The 20,997-nt window shown below is 73.4% G+C and carries 18 protein-coding genes; 10 read left to right on the forward strand and 8 right to left on the reverse strand.

Features of this window, described 5'->3' with window-relative positions; all coding sequences use genetic code 11:
• Window positions 1–135: 135 nt before the first annotated feature.
• The 3 genes from ACFY1S_RS07755 to ACFY1S_RS07765 all read left to right on the forward strand — a co-directional run bounded on the left by ACFY1S_RS07755 (window position 136) and on the right by ACFY1S_RS07765 (window position 4,131).
• A complete protein-coding gene (locus ACFY1S_RS07755; protein WP_387113857.1) occupies window positions 136–1,593 on the forward strand; it encodes a lipopolysaccharide biosynthesis protein in 1,458 nt (485 codons plus the stop codon).
• Between the two features lie 175 nt (window positions 1,594–1,768).
• A complete protein-coding gene (locus ACFY1S_RS07760; protein WP_387113859.1) occupies window positions 1,769–2,860 on the forward strand; it encodes a glycosyltransferase family 4 protein in 1,092 nt (363 codons plus the stop codon).
• Window positions 2,861–2,862: 2 nt separating this feature from the next.
• Window positions 2,863–4,131, forward strand: coding sequence for a glycosyltransferase (locus ACFY1S_RS07765; protein ID WP_387113861.1), 1,269 nt, complete (start codon window positions 2,863–2,865; stop codon window positions 4,129–4,131).
• A 57-nt stretch (window positions 4,132–4,188) separates the two neighbouring features.
• Here the strand turns inward: ACFY1S_RS07765 and ACFY1S_RS07770 are convergent, their stop codons facing one another.
• Both ACFY1S_RS07770 and ACFY1S_RS07775 read right to left on the reverse strand, forming a co-directional pair.
• Window positions 4,189–5,493: an O-antigen ligase family protein gene (locus ACFY1S_RS07770; protein WP_387113863.1), complete on the reverse strand. Its 1,305-nt coding sequence runs from the start codon at window positions 5,491–5,493 to the stop codon at window positions 4,189–4,191.
• 128 nt (window positions 5,494–5,621) lie between these two features.
• Window positions 5,622–6,857, reverse strand: coding sequence for a glycosyltransferase family 4 protein (locus ACFY1S_RS07775; RefSeq protein ID WP_387113865.1), 1,236 nt, complete (start codon window positions 6,855–6,857; stop codon window positions 5,622–5,624).
• Window positions 6,858–7,024: 167 nt separating this feature from the next.
• On the opposite strand from ACFY1S_RS07775, the gene ACFY1S_RS07780 reads away from it, so the two are divergent.
• Genes ACFY1S_RS07780 through ACFY1S_RS07790 form a run of 3 tightly spaced genes read left to right on the forward strand, consistent with a single transcriptional unit; the run spans window position 7,025 to window position 10,732 of the window.
• The gene (locus ACFY1S_RS07780) at window positions 7,025–7,969 is read left to right on the forward strand and encodes an NAD-dependent epimerase/dehydratase family protein (RefSeq protein ID WP_387113867.1); all 945 of its coding nucleotides are present in this window, start codon (window positions 7,025–7,027) and stop codon (window positions 7,967–7,969) included.
• Between the two features lie 8 nt (window positions 7,970–7,977).
• Window positions 7,978–9,372, forward strand: coding sequence for a lipopolysaccharide biosynthesis protein (locus ACFY1S_RS07785; protein ID WP_387113869.1), 1,395 nt, complete (start codon window positions 7,978–7,980; stop codon window positions 9,370–9,372).
• Window positions 9,359–10,732, forward strand: coding sequence for a glycosyl transferase family 1 (locus ACFY1S_RS07790; RefSeq protein WP_387113871.1), 1,374 nt, complete (start codon window positions 9,359–9,361; stop codon window positions 10,730–10,732). Before ACFY1S_RS07785 ends, ACFY1S_RS07790 begins: the two co-directional genes overlap by 14 nt.
• Before the next feature lie 16 nt (window positions 10,733–10,748).
• Here the strand turns inward: ACFY1S_RS07790 and ACFY1S_RS07795 are convergent, their stop codons facing one another.
• A complete protein-coding gene (locus tag ACFY1S_RS07795) occupies window positions 10,749–12,077 on the reverse strand; it encodes an O-antigen ligase family protein (protein ID WP_387113873.1) in 1,329 nt (442 codons plus the stop codon).
• A gap of 326 nt (window positions 12,078–12,403) precedes the next feature.
• Between ACFY1S_RS07795 and ACFY1S_RS07800 the strand changes: the two genes are divergently transcribed.
• The 3 genes from ACFY1S_RS07800 to wecB are packed head-to-tail and all read left to right on the forward strand — an operon-like array spanning window position 12,404 to window position 15,709.
• Window positions 12,404–13,444, forward strand: a complete 1,041-nt coding sequence (locus tag ACFY1S_RS07800) for a polysaccharide biosynthesis protein (protein WP_387113875.1) — start codon at window positions 12,404–12,406, stop codon at window positions 13,442–13,444.
• Window positions 13,438–14,562, forward strand: a complete 1,125-nt coding sequence (locus ACFY1S_RS07805; RefSeq protein WP_387113877.1) for an NAD-dependent epimerase/dehydratase family protein — start codon at window positions 13,438–13,440, stop codon at window positions 14,560–14,562. Before ACFY1S_RS07800 ends, ACFY1S_RS07805 begins: the two co-directional genes overlap by 7 nt.
• Window positions 14,563–14,584: 22 nt before the next feature.
• A complete protein-coding gene (gene wecB, locus ACFY1S_RS07810; RefSeq protein ID WP_387113879.1) occupies window positions 14,585–15,709 on the forward strand; it encodes a non-hydrolyzing UDP-N-acetylglucosamine 2-epimerase in 1,125 nt (374 codons plus the stop codon).
• A gap of 58 nt (window positions 15,710–15,767) precedes the next feature.
• Here wecB and ACFY1S_RS07815 read toward each other — a convergent pair whose 3' ends face one another.
• From ACFY1S_RS07815 to ACFY1S_RS07830, 4 genes are read right to left on the reverse strand one after another with little or no spacing between them, the layout of a single operon-like run.
• On the reverse strand, window positions 15,768–16,979 hold the full coding sequence (locus tag ACFY1S_RS07815) for a glycosyltransferase family 4 protein (RefSeq protein WP_387113881.1): 1,212 nt from the start codon (window positions 16,977–16,979) through the stop codon (window positions 15,768–15,770).
• Window positions 16,976–17,623 (reverse strand): NeuD/PglB/VioB family sugar acetyltransferase, encoded by a 648-nt coding sequence (locus ACFY1S_RS07820; RefSeq protein WP_387113883.1) that lies wholly within the window; start codon window positions 17,621–17,623, stop codon window positions 16,976–16,978. The genes ACFY1S_RS07815 and ACFY1S_RS07820 overlap by 4 nt, the downstream gene beginning before the upstream one ends.
• Window positions 17,620–18,264 carry a sugar transferase gene (locus ACFY1S_RS07825; RefSeq protein WP_364371654.1) on the reverse strand — a complete coding sequence of 215 codons (645 nt, stop codon included), beginning with the start codon at window positions 18,262–18,264 and terminating at the stop codon, window positions 17,620–17,622. The genes ACFY1S_RS07820 and ACFY1S_RS07825 overlap by 4 nt, the downstream gene beginning before the upstream one ends.
• Window positions 18,261–19,421, reverse strand: coding sequence for a DegT/DnrJ/EryC1/StrS family aminotransferase (locus ACFY1S_RS07830; protein ID WP_387113886.1), 1,161 nt, complete (start codon window positions 19,419–19,421; stop codon window positions 18,261–18,263). The genes ACFY1S_RS07825 and ACFY1S_RS07830 overlap by 4 nt, the downstream gene beginning before the upstream one ends.
• A gap of 219 nt (window positions 19,422–19,640) precedes the next feature.
• Between ACFY1S_RS07830 and ACFY1S_RS07835 the strand changes: the two genes are divergently transcribed.
• Entirely contained in the window at window positions 19,641–20,597 is a 957-nt protein-coding gene (locus ACFY1S_RS07835; RefSeq protein WP_387113888.1) for a DUF389 domain-containing protein, read from the forward strand.
• On the opposite strand, the gene ACFY1S_RS07840 is transcribed toward ACFY1S_RS07835, so the two are convergent.
• Entirely contained in the window at window positions 20,518–20,994 is a 477-nt protein-coding gene (locus ACFY1S_RS07840) for a hypothetical protein (RefSeq protein ID WP_387113890.1), read from the reverse strand. The genes ACFY1S_RS07835 and ACFY1S_RS07840 overlap by 80 nt on opposite strands.
• Window positions 20,995–20,997: the final 3 nt, after the last annotated feature.

A 20,997-nucleotide genomic window follows, 5' to 3' on the forward strand; every position in this document is an offset into this window, starting at 1 on the left:
CGCTCGCGCCGCCGTGTCGGAGAGGAAACCGATGTCGGAGGGCAGTCAGTGATGGTGCGACTACGCACAGCAACTACGACGATCGGCGGTCGTTGTACTTGGTGACCTGTCGACGGGGCGTGGAGGCGGCACGGCATGGGACGACCGATCACCGGAGAGGCGCCCGTCGCCGGGCGACCCGGTCTGGTCGTGGCCGAGCGGCCGACACCCGCGAGCCCACCGGTCCCGCCCGACACCGGGAAGACCCGCAGCCGTGTGCTCGCCGGCGGCATCGTGTCCTCGCTGGCCGGCAAGATGGTCGGCCTGGCCGCGCCACTGCTGATCACCCCGCTGGCCTTTCGCAGCCTCGGCGCGGAGCGGTACGGCCTCTGGATGGCCGTCACCTCGCTCACCGGCATGGCGCTCTTCGCCGACTTCGGGCTCGGCAACGGGCTGCTGACCCGGCTGGCGAGGTTGCGCGGCACCGGCGAACGGCAGGCGGCGGCCCGAGAGGTCTCCAGCGCGTACGCGCTGCTGGGCGCGCTGTCCGTACTGCTGATGGTGGTGCTCGTCGCGAGCCTGTGGTGGGTGCCCTGGCCGGCGCTGCTGAACGCCACGGCCCCGGCGGTGGCCGGCGACGCCCGGGCGGTGGTGCTGCTCTGCTTCGGCGCCTTCCTGGTCAACATCCCGCTCGCCCTCATCCAGCGGGTCCAGTACGCCCACCAGCAGGTGGCCCAGAGCAACCTCTGGCAGGCCGGCGGCAGCCTCGTCTCGGTCGCGCTGGTCTACGCCGCTGTCGCCGGCGACGCCGGTCACGTGGCGGTCATCGGCGCCGCGGTGCTCGCGGTGCCGGTGGTCAACCTGGCCAACTCCGTCTGCTACTTCGCCTGGCAGGACCGGGATCTGCGACCCCGGCCGCGGCACGTGCGGGCGGCGGCGGCCCGTGGGCTGCTCCGGCTGGGTGCCCGGTTCTTCCTGCTCTCGGTGCTCTCGTCGGTGGTGCTCAACCTCGACGGCTTCCTGATCGGTCGGGTGCTCGGGCTTCCCGCCGCGGCGACCTACGCGGTGGTGCTGCGGATGTTCGCCCTGCTGACGCTCTTCATCACCCTGGTGAACCTGCCGCTCTGGCCGGCCAACGGCCAGGCGCTGGCCCGCGGTGATTTCACCTGGGTACGGCGCGTCACCCTCCGGATGGTCTGCCTGTCCGCAGGCGTCGTCGTCCTACCCGGACTCGCGCTCGTGCTGATCGGCAACGACGTGCTGCGGCTCTGGGTCCGCGCGGCCGACCTCCCGCCGGTGTCGCCCACGCTCTTCGCCGGGCTCGCCGTCTGGTCGGTGCTCCTGGCCGTCGCGGCTCCACTGTTCATGGTGCAGAACAGCGTCGGTCTGCTCCGACCCCAGTTCGTCGGCTGGACGGGCTGCCTGCTGCTGGCCGTACCCCTGAAGATCGTGCTGGCCGCCCGGGTGGGCCTGCCCGGGGTGGCGCTCGCCTCGGCCGTGACCTACGGGCTCACGGTGCTGCCGGCCGCCGTGGTCGGCTACCGCCGGGTGCTGGCCGGCGGGTCGTCGCGGCCGGAGGGGGCCACCACCGCCGCGACTGTCGTGGGGCCGTGAGCGATCGGGCCCGGCGCGGCGGCGTCACCTCGTCGCGGGTGCCGCAGTTACCACCCGGGGTGCGGCCGGCGCACCCGGACCGGCTCGTCGTCGAGCCTCGTGCGGAACGAGGGGCCATGCAACGTCACACCGTGCGCGACAGCCGACGCCGCCCGGCACCTGTCGGAGTCGCCCCGTGACCCGCCCGGTGGTGGTGCAGCACTCGGCCGGCACGCCGGGGGCCAACGGCCCGCTGACCGCCGTGCAGCGCGTGCTCGACTCGCCGCTGGCCGAGCGCTACGAGTTCGTCCGGATGCACCAGCATGCGGGCAACGGCAGCCTGAACGTGCCACTGCTGCGCGAGTGGGTACGCCTGCTGCGACGCGTCCGCCCCGACCTCGTGCACGTCCGGGGCCTGCAGAACGAGGGCTTCCACGGGGTGCTCGCCGCCCGCCTCGCCGGCTGCCGCCGGATCCTGGTCACCGTGCACGGCACCGTCCGCGACCTGCGGCAGCCCGGCCGGCCCTGGCGTCGCCGGCTGCTCGTGCACGGGGCCGAACCCGCCACCCTGCGGATGGCCAGCCACGTCGGCACCGTCTGCGAGTACGCGGCGCGCCGCGACTTCCTCCGCGACCCGGGCGCGACGTTCGTCGGGGTGATCCCCAACGGGGTGCCGCTGCCGGCACACCCCCGCGCGCACCGGGAGCGGGTCCGCGCCGCGCTGGGCCTGCGCCCCGACGACGTGGCCATGATCGCGGTGTCCCGGCTGACCTGGGAGAAGGGTTACGGCGTCCTCGCCGACGCGCTGCGCCGACTGCCGCCGTCCACGGTCCGCCGGTCCGCCGCCCGCCGGGTGCTGCTCGTCGCCGGCGACGGCCCGGACCGGGAGGGTGTCACCGCGGCCCTCGCCGACACCGGAGACGTCGAGGTACGGCTGCTCGGCAACCGACTCGACGTGCCGGACCTGCTCGGCGCGGCGGACCTTTTCGTTTTCCCGACACTGCACGAGAACCTCTCCAACGCCTTGCTGGAGGCCATGGCGCACGGGCTGCCCGTCGTCGCCTCGGCGGTCGGCGGCAACGTCGAGGTGCTGCGCTCCGGTGGCGGCCGGCTGGTGCCGGCGGGTGATCCCGACGCCCTGGCCGGAGCGCTGTCGCCGCTGCTCGACGACTCCGCCGAGCGGCTGCACGTGGGTGAGCTGGGTCGCAAGGTGGTGGCCGAGGGCTACAGCCTCGACGTCATGCTCGGCTCACTCGACCGGGTCTACCAGCGAGTCATCGGGGAGTGAGCATGGCGCACCGTCGCAGCCCGCGGGTCACCCTGCTGGGCTTCACCGTGCCGGACGACCTGCTCGCCGAGATCATCGCCCGGGACACCATCCTGCCCACCCAGACGCACACCTTCGCCTGGGGGCTGGTCCACAGTCTGCGGGCCGCCGACTGTCAGGTGCACCTGCTGTCGGCCGCCCCGGTGTCCACCTGGCCGGGCAACCGCCAGGTCCGCTTCCACCCCGGACGGTTCCGGCAGGACGGCGTGGACGGTCACCTGCTGGCGTTCGTCAACCTGCTCGGCCTCAAGCACCTCACCCGGTTCGTGGCGGCCTGGCGCACCGGAAGCCGTGAGCTGCGGGAGCAGGCGACCGATGTGCTCCTCGTCCACGGGGTGCACTCGCCGTTCCTGTGGTTCGGCGTGCTGCGGGCCCGGCGGCGCGGCGTCCGGGTGGTGCCGGTGCTCACCGACCCGCCGGGTGTCGCGCTGCCCACCGACGGACGGGTGGTCCGGCTGCTGCGCGGGCTCGACGTGGCGCTGGTCCGGGCCGCGCTGGCCCGCTGCTCCGGGGTGATCGCGCTGACGCCCGCGCTCGCCGACGACTTCGCGCCCGGCCGGCCCCGGCTGGTGATGGAGGGCATCTGCGCCACCGGGCCGGCAAGCGTCGCCGAGGCACCGCCGGTGGCGACCCGGGACGTCGTCTACGCCGGCGGCCTGAGCCGCGCCTACGGCGTCGACCGGCTCGTCGAGGCGTTCCGCGGGCTGCCCGGGGACGACCTGCGGCTGTGCGTGTACGGGCGTGGTGAACTGGAGGGCTGGCTGCGTGACCAGGCCGCCGTGGACCGTCGGATCGCGGCGCCGCGGCTGCTGCCTCGGGCCGAGCTGCTGCCCCGGCTGTCCCGGGCGAGCGTGCTGGTGAACCCCCGGCCGGTGGATCAGGACTTCGTCCGCTGGTCGTTCCCTTCGAAGATCATCGAGTACCTGGCCACCGGCGTGCCTGTGGTGAGCACCCGGCTGCCGGGCATCCCGGCGGACTACACCCCCTGGCTGTCGTTCGCCGAGCCGGACACCGTCGAAGGGCTGCGCGCCGCCCTGGGTCGGGTGGTGAGTCTGCCGCCCGGCGCGGCCCGTGAGCGCGGCGCCGGCGGCGCCCGGTTCGTGCGGGAAACCCGCAACCCGGCGGCCCAGGGGCGCCGGATGCACGACTTCCTCACCGACCTGTGCGGGCTCACCGGCGAGCGGGACACTCCGGCCGACGTGCCGGCGCCCGCCCCGGGCCGGGTCGGCTGACCCGCGGCCACGAGGTCGGCGCGGGCCCGCGCGGCCTGCCGGGCCGGCGCGGCCCGTTCAGCGCACCAGGCCCATCGGTGGCCGTGCCGGGCGGGTGCCCGGCACCACAGGCTTCGTCCCGACGGGCCGGTCGAGCAGCCCCACCGGCAGCCGGGACCACAGGGCCAGCACGAGCCACGCCACAGGCGAGATCTCCCAGTGCCCGCTGAGCCAGATCGGCGTCCACCCGACGATCAGCGCGCCCACCAGCATCCCGTGCCGGCGGCTCAGCCCGGGCGCCGCGTCCCGGATGAGGAAGCCGATCACCGCCGCGAACAGCACGATCCCGATCAGGCCGAGGTCGTTGCCGAGGGTGAGCACCAGCGAGTGGGCGCCCACCCCGTAGTACGGGTTGGTGCTGGGAAACGCGCCGACACCGATGCCGACAAGCGGCGAGTCCCAGAACGACGCCTCGGCGACCGGCCAGATGGCGAGCCGTCCGGAGAGGTCGTCGAGAGGCCTGTCGAACACGTTCGCGAGCCACTGTGGCTGGTAGCGGGTCAGGTGCCCGAACGGCACGAGGGTCAGCAGGACTGACGAGGCGCCGACGGCGACGGCCCAGGTCCGCCCGGCCAGCCGGTCCACGAGCAGGTACGCCGCCACGGCGACAAGCGCCATCTGGCTGGCCCGCGTTCCGGTGAGCATCGTCGCGTACCCGAACAGCGGCAGCAGCAGCCAGAGCGCGGCGCGGGCCGGGCGGGTGCCGACCCGTGCCACCAACAGCAGGACGGTGACCAGGACGGCGGTGACCAGGCAGTACGCGGTGTAGTTGACGCCCACGCCCTCCAGCGAGACGCGCAGCGCGGTCTGGTCCAGGCGACTGGCCCGGATCAGTTCGGCCGCCGTCCATCCCGCGCCGGCGAGGTAGGAACCGGCGACCAGCAGCAGGCGACGCCTGCTGGACAGCACGTGCCGTGCGGCGATCAGCAGCAGGGCGACTGTCCACCAGGCCCGTACGGCGGTCTGGCTGCTCTCGATGTCCCGACTCCACATCAGCGTGGCGCTGGCCCAGCAGCAGATCAGGATCGCCAGGTAGTCCGCCGGTTCGGTGCGGGGGATGCGACCGCTGGTCAGCAGCGCGGCGGCGGCGAGCCAGAGCCCGCCCTGGTAGGCCAGGTTCGGGCTGACCGTGCCCAGGACGGCGGCGAGGCAGATCGGCAGCACGCTGAACCCCGCCAGGTTCCACCGGCTGCCGCCGCTGGCCGCCGGTGCCGGCGCGGCCGTCCGGGGAAGACCGATCGGCGACCGGGCAGGTGTGGCGTCGTCGGGGCGCCGCTGCGGATGCTCCACGATGGACCGCGCTGCGCCGTACCCCTGAGCCACGGGTTCTCCTCCTGCCGAGCGGTGCTCCCGGCCGGGCGGACGCCGGACCGTGCCGCAGACGAGCCTAGGTGGAGATCGAGGGAGGTACCTGTGCTTTAACCAATAAATCGGGCAATTGCCGCCGTATGTCAGCCGCGCCCCCGGGCCGCCGCCTTGCTCAACAGGTCCTCGATCTGGTCGACCCCGACGCGCATCGACATCCGGTCCAGGTAGAGCTGACGACCCCGGCGGCCCATCGCGAGCCGCTGCTCGGCCGGCACCCGTGCCGCCGCGACGAACTGGTCGGCAAGCGCCCGCCAGTCGTCCGGCGGGCAGACCAGCCCGGCCCCGCCGGCCTCGACCAGCCGGGGGGCGTCGCCGTCCGCCGACATCAGCACCGGCACCCCGCAGGCGAGCGCGGCCTGCAACTTCGACGGCACCGTGCCGCGCAGCCACGGCAGGTCCCGCAGCATGACCAGCTGGTAGTCGGCGGCGGCGTACAGCTCGGCCATCTCCGCCGCCGGGCGCCGGCCGAGGAACCGGACGTTCGTCGCGCCCAGGTCGTCGGCGAGTTTGCGCGCCTGCTCGGCACCCAACCCGGTGCCGACGAAGACCAGGTCCACCGCGTCCGGTGCGGCCGCCGCCGCCCTGATCGCCACGTCGACGCCCTGCAACAACCCCAGGTTGCCGGCGAACATCACAGTGGTCCGTCCCCGATGGCCGATCGCCGTACGGGCCGCGTCGGTGCACGGCACCGGCCGGAACAACGCCTCGTCGGTCCAGTTGAAGACGGTACGCACCGAGCCCGGGTCCACGCCGCGCTCCACCACCTGCTCCGCCATTGCGGGAGCGATCACCGCGATGCCGGCACAGGAGTGGTAGATCCGCCGCATCGCCCCGGTGAGGACCGCGTCCAACGCCCTGCCCGCCAGCCCCGCCGGCGCCATCCCCGACTGGGTCACCGACTCCGGCCACAGGTCCTGCACGTGCAGCACCGCCGGCACGCCGCGCAACAGGCGTAGCAGCCCGGCAGCGGCGTACGAGGTGGGCGGCGGGTGGTAGACGTAGAGCGCGTCGACCCCGCGCAGGTGTCGCGGGGCGGCCACGGCGCTGGTCGCCGCGAATGACAGGTAGCTCACCGCCCGGCGCAGGCCGGAACGGTCGTGGCTCGGGTACGCCGGCACCCGCCGTACGGCCACCCCGCCCTCGGTGTTGCGGTGGTTCCACCGCTGTCGCCACCCCGGGTAGGTCCGACCCAGCGGCAGGCTCGGGAACGTGGTCAGCACCCGCACCTCGTGCCCGCGCCGGGCCAACTCGGTGGCCAGCTGACCCGGCACGAACGTGTTCTCCGGCGGGTACCACTGACTGATCAGTCCGATTCGCATCTCCGACGCCCCCGTCCCCACTCGCCCATCAGGGCTGACAACTGACGGAACGGATCGGAGGACACGCGCCACGCCGGTCCCGTACCGCGTGACCTGGGTCCGGAGCGCTCGTTGTCCCACTGGCAGCGGGTGCTGGGCCGCCGCCGGCCGGCCGAAGGGGAGACCTCGTGAAGGTAGTGGTGACCGGGGGAGCCGGATTCATCGGCGCGAACCTCGTGCGGGCGCTCGACGAGACCCCACAGGTGACCGAGATCGTGGTCGTCGACGACCTCTCCACAGGCCTGCTGGACAACCTGCACGGCCAACCGGTCCGGCTATACCAGGGCACCGTGCTCGACCCCGACCTGCTCGACGAGGCGGTCGCCGGCGCGGCAAGCGTGGTGCACCTGGGCGCCCTCGGCTCGGTGCCGCGCTCCATCGACAGGCCGCTGCCCAGCCACCACGCCAACGCCACAGGCACGCTCATGGTGCTGGAGGCCGCCCGCCGGCACGGCGTACCGCAGGTGATCCTCTCGTCGTCCTCGTCGGTGTACGGCGCCAACCCGGTGCTGCCCCGGCAGGAGGGACTCCGCCCGATCCCGGTCTCCCCGTACGCGGTCTCCAAGCTGGCCGCCGAGGCGTACGCGGTCGCCTACGCGTCCTGCTACGACATGGGCGTGCTGCCGTTCCGCTTCTTCAACGTCTTCGGCCCGCGGCAGGCGGCGCACCACGCGTACGCCGCCGTGCTGCCCCGGTTCGTCACCGCGGCCCTCGCCGGCGAGCCGCTGCGGGTGCACGGTGACGGCCGGCAGACCCGCGACTTCACGTTCGTCGGCACCGTGACCTCGGTGCTCGTCGACGCCATCGTCCGGCGGGTGTCCACCACAGACGTGGTGAACCTGGCCTTCGGCGCACGGATCTCCCTGCTCGACCTGATCGCCGAACTGGAGGACATCATGGGCCGGCCGTTGCCCGTGGTGCACGAGCCGCCGCGCCCCGGCGACGTACGGGACTCGCAGGCCGACTGCGTCCGGCTGCGGGAACTGTTCCCCACGGTGCGACCGGTACCGCTGCGCACCGGTCTGGAGCGGACCGTGTCCTGGATGTCCGGTCACGTGCTCAGCGGCCAGTAGGCCGCGCGATGTCGTCCGGGGTCGCCGAACGGACCCGGCGGGCCAGCCCGGCCGGCACGAGCCGCAGCCGCCGGCTGGTGTCGGGTGTCACCACGGCGCTGCTCAGCCGGGCGGCCGGGCTGATCGTTCCGATGGTGCTGGTCCCGGTGACGCTTCCCTACTTCGGCAACGACCTGTACGGCCTGTGGATGGCTGTCGCCTCGCTGGCCGGCATGGCGGCCTTCGCCGACCTGGGGCTGGGCAGCGGACTGATGACGAAGCTGGCCGCCTGCTACGCGAACGGTGACACCGCGCGAGCCCGCCGCTACATCTCCAGCGCGTACCTGACCCTCACGGTGCTGGCGTTCGCGCTCACCGGGGCGCTCTGGCTGGCCGCCGGCGCCGTGCCGTGGTCGGCGCTGTTCAACGTGACCGGGCAGGTCACCACCGAGCAGACCCGGATGATCTCGCTGATCTGCCTCACCGCGTTCGCGCTGAACGTGCCGCTGTCCCTGATCGCCCGCGTCCAGTACGCCTACCAGCAGGTCGGGCGGAGCAACGTCTGGCAGACCGTGGGCAGCCTCGCGGCGCTCGCCGCCGTCCTCGGTGTGGTCTGGGCCGACCTGTCGCCGCTCCTGGTCGTCGCGGTGTCGGTGGCCACGCCGCTGCTGGTCAACCTGCTCAACACGCTCTGGTTCTTCGGTCGGCAGGAGCCGCGGATCCGACCCACGCCGAGAGCTGTCGACGCCCGCGCGGCAGTGGAGCTGGCCCGGCTCAGTGGCTTGTTCTTCGTGCTCACCGTTGTCATCTCGTTCGCCACGAACGCCGACACGCTGATCATCGCGCACGTGCTCGGCCTGTCCGCGGTGGCCGGGTACGTGGTGCCGGCGAAGTTGCTGTCCCAGCTCGGCCAGCTCGTCGTCCTGGTCAACGTGCCGCTCTGGCCGGCCAACGGCGAGGCCCTGGCCCAGGGGCACCTGGACTGGGTACGGCGAACGACCCGACGGATGACAGTGCTGTCGGTGCTCGCCGCCGGCCTGCCCGCCGCCGCGCTCGTGGCGTTCGGCGACCGGCTCTTCGCCGCCTGGCTGCCGGTGCCGATGGGCGACGACCGCGTGCTGCTCGCCGGGCTGGGTGTCTGGTGGGTGCTCCAGGCCGCCCTGTCACCGCGGTTCATGGTGCAGAACGCCGACGGCGTCATCGTCCCGCAACTCGTCGGCTGGGCGGCCTTCCTGCTGCTGTCGGCGCTCGGCAAGTGGTACGCGGCCGACCGCCTCGGCGTCGCCGCCGTGCCCTGGGTCGGGGCGCTCGGCTACGCGCTGACAGTCGCGCCAGCCGCGCTGTACGGATATCACCGGACGTTGCGCCGGCACCACCGCCCGGCCACCGAGATCGAGGGAGTCGTCGCCCATGCCGTCCGTTGAGGAGTTTCCCCGCGTCCTGGTGGTGAGCGCCGCCGTCTTCGACCGCTCCACGGGAACCGGCATCACCTTGTCGAACCTGTTCGCCGGCTGGCCGCCGGACCGCCTCGCCCAGCTGTACACCGAGGACGCCAGCCCGGGTGCGGAGGTGCGCGGCACGTTCGCGCGGTTCGCGCCGCGCAACGCGCCTGTGGAGTACCACCTGTTCCGCCTCCGCCAGCGCACCCGCCGTGCCGACCCGGTCGGCGTGGGGACCGCCGAGGCGGTCGATCCGCTGCCCGGTCCGGTGCGCGCCCGACTGCGCCAGCAGTTGCGGGCCTTCGTCGACCTCAGCCCGGTCCGCGTCCCCGTCGACGTACGCGGCTGGCTGCGCGAGCAGCGACCCGACGTGGTGTACGCGACGCTCGGCAGCATCCGGATGATGCGCCTGGCGGTGACCGCCGCGCAGGAGTGCGACGCGCCGCTGGTGCCGCACTTCATGGACGACTGGCCCAGCACCCTGTACGCCAACGGGCAGGTGCTCGGCGTACCCCGGCTCGCCGTCCTGGCCGGGGTCAGGGAGGTGCTGCGGCACTCGTCGTACGGGATGGGGATCAGCGAGGCGATGGCCCGCGAGTTCGAGCGCCGGTACGGGCTGCCGTTCGCCGCGTTCGGCAACTGTGTGGCCCCGTCCGACTTCGCCGACCCCGACCAGCCGCCGCCGACGCGTCCGGCGGGCGGCCCGGTCGAGCTCGTCTACGTGGGCGGGCTGCACCTGGACCGGTGGCGTTCGCTGCGCCGGATCGGCGAGGTGGTGCAGCGACTGGCGGAGCGGGGCACGCCCGCGCGACTGACCGTGCACGCCCCGGCGCGGGACCTCGGCCCGTACGGGGATGTCTTCGCCGGCCTGCCGGCGGTCCGGATGGGCCGGTCGTTGGCGCCCGGCGAGGTCCCCGGGGTGCTGCGACGGGCCGACGTGCTGGTGCACGTCGAGGCGTTCGCCGAGGAGCACCGCCGGTACACCCGCTACTCGCTGTCCACCAAGATTCCGCAGTACCTCGCGGCGGGCCGGCCGGTGCTCGGGTTCGGTCCCGCCGAGCTGGCCTCGATGGCGCACCTGTCGGAGGCCGACGCGGGCACCGTCGTCGGTGTCGACGACGAGGCGGCCCTGGCCGAGGCGGTCGGCGCGCTCTGCGCCGATGCCGGGCTGCGCGAGCGGCTGGGCCGGCGGGGGCTGGCGTACGCGGTGCGGCACCACCGTACGGACCGGGTGGCCGCCCGGTTCGCCGAGGTGCTGCGGGAGGCGGCACGCCGCCGGGTGGCCCGGCCGCCGGCGCCCCGGTCCGGGTCGGGGACGACGCTCGAGGGCGTGGACGCCGGCTGAGCGGCGCCGCCGACGGTCAGCGGCGCAGGAACCTTCCGGCGCCGGCCATCGGCACGAGTGTCGCCCGGCGCAGGAGGGAGCGGGCGTGCCGGGGCGCGACGCCCCGCGCCCGCGCCGGACCCCAGATCCCGGGAACGACAGTGAGCAGGCCGAGGGCCAGCCAGAAGCCCAGCGCGGTCTCCCACTGGCCGGTCAGCCAGATCGGCAGCATGGCGGCGGTGAACGCGCAGGTCAGCAGCAACGCCCTCCGGCCGGTACGGGCGGCGGTGACAAGAGCCGCGGCCATCGTGCCGAAGTAGAGAAGCACCCCGACCATCCCCAGGTCGTTGCCGACGGTGAGCAGCAGGTTGTGTGGCCCGATCTCGAACGGGTTGGTGGAGATGAACACCCCCGCGCCGGAGCCGGTCAGCGGCGACTCCCACCAGGTCGACAGGGCGTACGGCCAGATGGAGAGCCGCCCGGAGATGTCGCCGGTGGGTCTGCCGTACAGCCCGTCGAGCCAGAGCATCTCGTTCTGCGGGGTCATCCCGAACGGCACCACGAGCACCGCGGCGGCCGCGACCCCGGCGACGGTGAGCCCGGTCAGCCGGGGTAGCAGGTGCGCCGCCAGCGCGGCGAGCAACCCGAGCAGCACGCCGATGGCCGCGCCCCGCGAGCCGGTGAGCAGCACCGCGTACCCGAGCAGGGCCACCAGCGCCAGCGGCGGCAGCCACAGCGACCGCCGGTGGGCGCCGGCCACGGCGAGCGCCAGGGCCAGGGCCACACCGACGGCAAGGGTGTACGCGGTGAGGTTCACCTCCCTGCCGTCGACGCCGTAGCGGTGCGCGAAGAGCAGCACGTCCCCCTGCGACCGGGCGCCGGTGACCACCTCGACGGCGACGACGGCGCAGCCGGCGAGGTACGCCCAGCCGACCAGCAGCAGGTCGCGTCGGGCGCGGACGACGTGCCGGCAGGCCACCAGGAGCAGGCATACCGAGATGTACCGGTAGGCGGCGGGCACCGTGAGGTCGGTGTGGCTGCTCCAGAGGACGCTGGCGGCGGCCCAGCCCGCGAGGAGCAGCGCGAGCGTGTCGACGCCGCGCAGCCGGGGCAGCCGTCCGGTGAGTCCGATCGCCAGCAGGGCCAGCGGTGCGGCGTAGTTGAACGACCACCAGGGTGGGCGCGCGGCCATGAAGGCGATCACGCAGAGGACCAGGACGGCGGGAAGGCTGCCGCTGGGTTGGTGCGGGCGGGGTTGGGGGCCCGCGGCGGTGGCCGGCCGCTGGCCGACGGGCGTCGGGTGCGCCCGGCCGACGAGCTGCGGGGGGCGCCGGGCCGGTCCGGTGCGCGGCGGCGCCGCCGTCACCGGATGAGCCCGGGGTACGCGGTCGGCGCGCGGCCTGGCGGGGGAGGGAGCGGCACGGAACCGTTTCTATCAGGTGAAGAACGGTAAAGTGCCGAATTCCCCCGACAAACATGGACCGTTTCGGCGCGAGTTTGCGCCGGTGGAGGCTTGTTTGGGGTGTTTGCGTTGAACGCGTATCCCGTCTTGTCGGCCTTCGTTGACCCGGGTGCCGCAACCGGTGGGGCTTTCGCCTGGCCACCGGAGATCGGCGCCCGCGCGGCAGCGCGCAGCGCTGCGTCCGGGCTGGCGGGTGACAACCGCCCGTCGGGTGACGAACGGGAGAACCAATGAGCGTGATGACCGCGGGCCGTCGGGTGCTGATCACCGGCGGGACCGGATCCTTTGGACAGACGATGGCCCGACGCCTTCTCGACCGGGACGTCGCGGAAGTGCGGATCCTCAGCCGGGACGAGGCCAAGCAGGAAGCCATGCGACGGTCCCTCGGCGACGAACGGGTGCGGTACCACATCGGCGACGTCCGCGACGTCGACACCGTGCTGCGCGCCACCCGGGGCGTCGACTTCGTCTTCCACGCGGCGGCGCTCAAGCAGGTGCCGTCCTGCGAGTTCTTCCCCCTCGAAGCGGTGCGCACCAACATCCTCGGCAGCGGCAACGTCGTCGAGGCCGCCGCGCACAACGGAGTCAGCTCCGTGGTGGTGCTCAGCACCGACAAGGCCGTCTACCCGGTGAACGCGATGGGCATGAGCAAGGCGCTGATGGAGAAGGTCGCCCAGGCGTACGCCAGGAACAACCCGAACAGCGCCACCACCGTCTCCTGCGTCAGGTACGGCAACGTCATGTACTCGCGCGGCTCGGTGATCCCGCTGTTCATCGAGCAGATCAAGGCAGGTCGCGCGCCCACCGTCACCGACCCCGGCATGACCCGCTTCCTCATGTCGCTCGCCGACTCGGTCGACCTGGTCGAGCACGCCTTCCACCACGCCCGCCCCGGCGACGTGTTCATCCGCAAGGCCGCCGCCTGCACCATCAGCGACCTCGCCGAGGCCGTCTGCCAGCTCTTCGACGTGCCGTTCAAGTTGGACGTGATCGGCGTACGACACAGCGAGAAGTGGCACGAGACCCTCGCCAGTCGGGAGGAGCTGGCCCAGGCCGACGACTTCGGCGACTTCTTCCGGGTGCCGCTTGACGCACGGGACCTCAACTACGCGCTCTACGTCTCCGAGGGCGAGCTGGGCGAGGTGCCGCGGGAGGACTTCAACTCGGCGAACGCCACCCGGCTCGGCGTACCCGAGGTGGTGGAGCTGCTCAGGACGCTGCCGGAGGTCCGGGCGGAGCTGGCGTTGCGCGACCCGGTGCTGGCGTGCTGAGCCTCGCCGTCACCGGCGCGGGCGGCTTCCTCGGCTGGCACGTGCGGGTCCTGCTGCGGGCGCTCGGCTGGCCCGAGCCGACAGTGCTGACCCGCGCGGACCTCGCCGACCCGGCAGTGGTCGCCCACAAGATCGCCGGCGTGGACCGGGTGCTGCACCTGGCCGGGGTCAACCGGGGTGAACCCGCCGACGTGGCCGCCGGCAACGTCCAGCTCGCGGCCCAGCTCGCCAACGGCCTGCGCGCCTGCCCGGACCCGCCCATCGGTGTGGTCTTCGCCAACTCGGTGCAGGCCGGCAACGGCACCCCGTACGGCGACGCCAAGGCCACCGCCGCCAGCATCCTCGCCGACACCGGCGTGCCGCTCGACGACCTGCTGCTTCCCAACCTGTACGGCGAGCACGGCCGGCCCTGGTACAACTCGGCGGTCGCCACCTTCTGCCGGATGCTCGCCGAGGGCGGTCAGCCGGAGGTGCACGCCGACCGGGAGATGGACCTTGTGCACGTCACCGACGCCGCGGCCCGGCTGGCCGGTGTGGCGGCGGGCGGCTCCTGGGACCCGGGAATGCCGGCGCTGCGGACCGGGGTCCGTGACCTCGCCGACCAGCTCGCCTCGTACGCGGACATCTACCGCACCGGCGAGATCCCGCCGCTTGGCGACAGGCACGCCGTACGGCTGTTCAACACCTACCGGTCGCACTGCTTCCCGGCGCACTACCCGCTGGCCCTGCCGACCCGGGCCGACGCCCGGGGAGCGCTCGTCGAGACGGTGAAGACGCACGGGGGAGCGGGGCAGACGTTCTGCTCCACCACCCGGCCCGGCATCACCCGCGGCGAACACTTCCACCTGGCCAAGGTGGAGCGGTTCGTGGTGCTGCGCGGCACCGCCGAGATCAGCCTGCGCCGGATCGGCGACACCGACGTCGTCCGGTTCCCGGTCAGCGGCGACGAACCTGTGGTGATCGACATGCCGACCATGTGGGCGCACAACATCACAAACACCGGCCGGGACGAGCTGCTCACCCTCTTCTGGACCAACGAGCTGTTCGACCCGGAACGGCCCGACACGTGGCCCGAACCGGTCGGGGACGAGCACCGGGTGCCGGCCGGCGTCCGGTGAGTGACATGCGGAGGGAGACCACATGACCCGGGTGATGACAGTCGTCGGCACCCGTCCCGAGATCATCCGACTGTCCCGGGTGCTCAGCCGGCTCGACGACACAGTCGACCACGTGCTTGTGCACACCGGACAGAACTGGGACGCCGCCCTCTCCGACGTGTTCTTCACCGAGTTGCGCCTGCGGCAACCCGACCGGTTCCTGCGTGTCGACACCTCGTCGCTGGGCCGGGTGCTCGGCGGTGTCCTCGTCGGCATGGAGGCGGCGATCGCCGAGGTGCGGCCGGACGCGCTGCTCGTGCTCGGTGACACCAACAGCTGCATCGCCGCGCTGATGGCCCGCCGGATGCGGGTGCCGGTCTACCACATGGAGGCCGGCAACCGCTGCTTCGACCTGAACGTGCCGGAGGAGACGAACCGGCGCCTGGTCGACCACGTGGCCGACTTCAACCTGGTCTACACCGAACACGCCCGACGCAACCTGCTCGCCGAGGGCCTGCATCCGCGCCGGATCCTGCACACCGGCTCGCCGATGCGCGAGGTGCTGGAGCACTACCGGGCGCCGATCGCCAGCTCCACGATCCTGCGCCAGCTGGAACTCGACAAGGGCGGCTACTTCCTGGTCAGCGCGCACCGGGAGGAGAACGTCGACCGGCCCGACCGGCTCCAGCGGCTGCTGGACTGCCTGGTCGCGGTCCGCGACAGGTGGGGTCTGCCGGTGCTCGTCTCCACCCACCCGCGTACCCGCAAGCGGTTGGAGGCGTTGGCGCCGGACGCCACCGCGCTGGACGGCATCGCCTTCCACGAGCCGTTCGGGCTGCTCGACTACGTGCACCTGCAGACCAAGGCGTACTGCACGCTGTCGGACAGCGGGACGATCAGCGAGGAGGCCGCCATCCTCGGCTTCCCGGCGGTGACCCTGCGCGAGTCGATCGAACGCCCCGAGGCGCTCGACGCCGGCGGGATCATCATGACCGGCCTCGACCCGCAGGGCGTGGTCGAGGCCGTCGAGGTGACGGTGGCGCAGGTCGCCGCGCAGGGGGTGCCCTGCCCGGCCGACTACCAGGTGCCGGACACCTCGCGGCGGGTGGTCGACTTCATCCTCTCCACGGTGCGTCGTCACCACGACTGGGCAGGCATCCGGCACTGACGCGCGACGGGCGGTCGGTGGTCCGGCGGGACCGGCCACCGACCGCCCACCGTCGTGGTCACCGCCTGCGGGCCGCCACGTCCTCCACGAGGTCCGCCACCTCGGCCGCCGCCCGCAGGTCGTCGAAGGACGCCAGCACGTGCTGGCGGGCCAGCCTGCCGCGCAGCGTCAGCGTTCCGGCGACCCAGCCCCGGTACGCGGTGTCGAGCGCGTCCACCAGGGCTGTCGGGTCAGCCGGTGGCACCACCCAGCCGGAACGTCCGGTGACCGCCTCGGGTAGCCCGCCGGCCGCGCTGACGATGCTCGGCACGCCCATCGAACCGGCCTCGACCGCCGCCATCGGACTGTCGCAGAGCGACGGCGTGACGCTCACGTCGGCGGCGGCGTAGCAGGGCCGCACGTCCGGCACCGACTCCACCCAGGTCACCCCGGGATCGTCGGCCACGCCGAAGGATTCGCCCAGGTGCCGCCGGTAGCTCTCCCCGGCCGCCGTCCAGCCGCCGCCGACAAGCAGCAGATGCGCGTGCGGGTGCCGGCGGCGGAACGTCCGCCACGCGGCCAGCAGGACGTCGTGCCCCTTCACCCCGCGACCCGAGTGCACCAGGCGCCTGGGCGGGTAGACGTAGGAGACCATCACCGCCAGGAACGCGGTCTGGTCGATGCCCAGCTCGGCGCGCAGCTTCGCCCGCTGGTCCGGGCCTGTGGCCTCCGGGCTGAAGGCGTCGGTGTCCACCCCGTACACCGCCACCGGCCGCCGCTGCGGCGGGCAGCCCAGCTCGCCGTACCGGGCGGAGGCGTACCGGCACCCGCAGACCACCAGGTCGTCCAGCCGCCACATCAACCGCTCCACCGACCGGACGAGCCGGGACTCCAGGTACGCCGGACCGGCCACCATGTGCACCCGGCGCACCGGCGTTCCCAGGGTGGCCAGCCGCACCGCGTACGCCGAGGCGATCAGGTGGTACTGCACCACGTCGGGGCGCAGCCGCCGCAGCAGTGCCCGCAGCCGCAGCAGCCCGACCGGCGCGTGCCTGCCCATCGTGAAGTCGTACGGGGAGTCGATCACCTCGAAGCCCCGACGCTCCAGCTCGTCGGTGAGCCGGCCGGCCCCCGGGGGCAGCACCACCGTCACCTCGTGCCCCCGGTGGCGCAGCTCCTCGACCTGCGGCAGCAGCCACATCCCGCCGGCGTTCGTCTTGACCAGCACCGCGATGCGCAGTCGGCGGACCCCGAGCGGGTGACCCACGCCGGGGCCGCCGGAGGCGCTCACCGGGCCGGGACCCCCTTGACCACCGTGCCGGCCGGTACGTCCCGGACCACGCAGGCTCCCGCGCCGACCGTCGCGCCGGCGCCCACCCGCAGCTTCTGCAACACGACAGCCCCGGCGCCGATCAGCACCCCGTCGCCCAGCCGGCAGTCGCCCGAGACCGCCCCCAGCGGGTTGACCGAGACGTGGTCGCCCAGCTCACAGTCGTGCGCCACCGCGCTGTTCTGGTTGAGGTGCACGTGCCGACCGAGCGTGACGTTCGTGGTGACCCGGGCGCCGGGGAACGCGATCAGACCCTCGCCGTAGACGGCGTCCGGGCCGACTGTGGCGTCCGGGTGCACAAGCACCGCGGCCGGCAGCCCGTACCCGGCCAGCCGTCCGTCCACCGCCCGGCGGGCCGCCGGGTCCCCGATGCCCAACGCCAGGTACGTGCCGGCGGGCTGCTCGGCGAGGCGGGCGGTCGCGCCCAGGTAGGGCACCTCCAGCCGCTGCACCCGCTTCAGGTTGACCTCGCTGGGCCGATCGTCGACGAACCCCCGTACCCGCCATGGTGGCGCGCCAGCGGCTGCGGCGTTGACGGCCCGGACGATGCCGAGCACCTCCCTGCCGTGCCCGCCGCAGCCGACGATGACGAGGTCCACGCTCACCGGTGGGCCTCCGCCGCGCCGGCGCCGGCCAGCTCGGCCGGACCGAGGTATTCGTGCGCGGTGGCCGCGCCGGCCGCGGTGATCCCCTCCCGCCGCAGCACGGTCCGGACCGTGCGCAGCAGGATGCGCAGGTCCAGCCGGAGTGAGCGCTGCCCGACGTAGCGCACGTCGAGGGCGAAACGCTCCTCCCAGCTCAGCGCGTTACGCCCGTACACCTGCTGGAGGCCCGTGATGCCGGGGCGGACGTCGTGGCGGCGGAACTGCTCGGGCGTGTACCGGTCCAGGTACGCCGGCAGCAGCGGGCGCGGCCCCACCAGGCTCATCTCGCCGCGCAGCACGTTCCACAGTTGCGGCAGCTCGTCCAGGCTGGTGGTGCGCAGCCAGCGACCGAACGGGGTCAGTCGCGCGCCGTCGTTCGCCGGCGCGGCGTCCTCGCCCCCGACCGTCATCGAGCGGAACTTGACAAGCTCGAACAGCCGCCCGTGCCGCCCGGGCCGGGCCTGCCGGAACAGCACCGGCCGACCCATCGTGATCAGGACAGCCAGCGCCACGGCGGCGAGCACAGGCGTGGCCAGCAGCAGACCGACGGCGGCGACCAGCACGTCCAGCACCCGCTTCACCGCGTCGTACGGCCGGCTCACCGGTGCCCCCCGAGGAACTCGGCGATCCCGCCGACCACGCGATCGACCTGCTCGTCGGTGAGGGCGGAACCGCTGGGCAGCGAGAGACTTGTGGCGAAGAGCTGGTCGGCGGCGCCGGTGAGGGCGACCTGCCGGTCGGCGTACACCGGTTGGCGGTGCATCGGTTTCCACATCGGCCGGCTCTCCACCCCGAGCCGGGCCAGGTGCGCGGCGAGGTCCCCGGCGTGCCAGCCGGACCGCTCCGGCTCGACCACCACGGAGGTCAGCCAGCAGTTCGAGCCGGGGTCACCGGCGCCGAGGATGCGGGTGCCCGGTACGGCGGCGAAGAGTCGCGCGTACCGGTCCCGTAGCGCCCGCCGTCTGGCGATCATCGGGTCCAGTCTGCTGAGCTGCGCCCGGCCGAGGGCCGCCAGCAGGGTGCTGAGCCGGTAGTTGTAGCCGACGTCGCGGTGCTCGTAGTGCGGCACCGGTTCGCGGGCCTGGGTGGCGAGGTGCCGGGCCCGGGCCACGAGCGCGGCGTCGTCGGAGACGAGCATCCCGCCGGCCGAGGTGGTCATGATCTTGTTGTGGCTGAACGAGTAGATCCCGACCCGGCCGAGCGTGCCGGCACACCGTCCACGGTAGGTGGAGCCGAGGGCCTGCGCGGCGTCCTCCACCACCGGGACGCCGGTGGCCGCGCAGAGCGGCAGCAGCCTGTCGTAGTCGGCGCAGCGGCCGTTGATGTCGACGACAAGGACGGCGGCGACCCGTCGACCGGCGTCGGCGAGGCGACCCAGCAGGTCGGAGAGCAGGTCGACGTCGACGTTGCCGGTGGCCGCGTCGCAGTCCACGAAGACCGGTTCGGCGCCGGTGTAGGTGACCGCGTTCGCGGTGGCGGCGAAGGTGAGCGTGGGCACCACCACGACGCTGTCCGGTCCGACCCCCACCGCGAGCAGCGCCAGGTGCAGGGCGGCGGTGCCGGAGGAGAGCCCCAGCGCGTACCCGACGCCGACCCGCGCGGCGACCTCCCGCTCGAACGCGCCCAGCTCGGGCCCGTCGGGGTCGAATCGTCCGGTACGCACGGCGCGCAGCACGTAGGACTCCTCCAGCTCACCGACGTCCGGTGGCGAGAGGTAGACCGGGTCGGTCACCGCCGGGCCGCCGCTGCGCGGCGCCACGGGCGGACGGTGGTGGATCAGGTCCACGGACGGCGCCTCCGATCGGACGTGACAAAAGACCACAATGGTTGTAGCAGGGCCTATGGCGGTGCATAGGTGGTTTCGCCGATTCTGCGGCGAATCGGGCCGACTGGCCCCGACGTCCGAACCGGTCGTCCGGTCCGGCCCGCTAGAGTGCTGCCGGCCGTGCCCGCGTGCCGCGTACAACAGGGAGAACGAGTGCTGCACCTGAGGGTGATCGCCCCTGCGGACCGATCCGCCGAGGTCGTCGACCTGCTGGCCGCCGAGGCGGGGGTGACCCACCTGGCCGTGCTGCCCGGCGTGGCCCGGCAACCACGGGGCGACCTGATCCTCTGCGACGTGGTCCGGGAGAGCGCCGACGGCGTCCTGCGGGGCCTCCAGCAGCTCGGGGTGGAGGCGAGCGGCGGCATCTCCGCCGACGACGTCGAGCTGACCATCTCCGCGTCGGCGGATCGGGCCGCGGAGAAGGCGCCCGGCAGTGGCGCCGACGCGGTGGTCTGGGACGAGATCGCGGCGAAGACCGGCGAGCAGACCGAACTGTCGGGCACCTACCTGGTGCTGATCGTGGTGGCCACCATGATCGCCGGTATCGGCGTGCTGCTGGACCAGCCGATCCTCATCGTCGGGGCGATGGTCGTCGGCCCGGAGTTCGGCCCGCTCGCCGCGCTCTGCGTGGCGCTGCTGCGTCGCCGGCTCGACGTGATCGGCCGGTCGGTGCAGGCGCTCACCGTGGGCTTCCTGGCGGCCATGGTGGCGACCGTGCTGAGCACCTGGGCGCTGACCGCTGCCGGTCTGGTCACCGAGGAGATGCTGCGCGCCGACCGTCCGCTCACCAGTTTCATCTGGCGGCCCGACGCGCTGTCCTGGGTGGTGGGCCTGCTCGCCGGCGTGGCCGGCATGCTGTCGCTGACCTCGAAGAAGTCGGGAAGCCTGGTCGGGGTGTTGATCTCGGTGACCACGGTGCCGGCCGCGGCGAACGTGGCGGTGGCCGCCGCCTACGGCGTGTGGGACGAGGCGGGCGGTTCGGCACTCCAACTGGTGATCAACGTGTGCGCGATCGTCCTGGCCGGGCTGCTCACGCTCCTGGTCCAGCAGGCCTGGTGGTGGGACGTGGCCCGCCGGAATCGCCTGGCGCGTTCTCCAGCAGCCGGGTGAGCAGGGTCCGCAACGGCATCGACTCGCCGTCGCGGCCACCCGCCCCGACGACGAGCGGCGCCGGGCTGGGCTGCGGGTCGACGCCGAACAGTCGGGCCCGCAGGCCACCCGGCACGGTCAGCAGGTGGAACCGGCCGTCCACGTCCACCGCCCGGGTGCCGGCCCGGTCGACGTACCAGCCGGTCAACCGGGTGCGGTAGCGCCCGTGCCCGTCGTAGCCCCGCGCGACAAGCCGCGTGGTGGGCAACCCCCGCCGGGTCGCCTCGGCCACGAACCAGGCCACCAGCTCCGCCGCCTGCGCCTGCTCGGCCGCCCGCCGCCGGGCGTCCGCGTCGGCGTGCGCCCGGACCGCCTGTCGCTGCCGCTCCCGCCACTGCGGGTCGTCGCCCTCCACCACGAG

The sequence above is a fragment of the Micromonospora sp. NPDC000663 genome (genome assembly GCF_042898105.1).
Lineage (GTDB): Bacteria > Actinomycetota > Actinomycetes > Mycobacteriales > Micromonosporaceae > Micromonospora.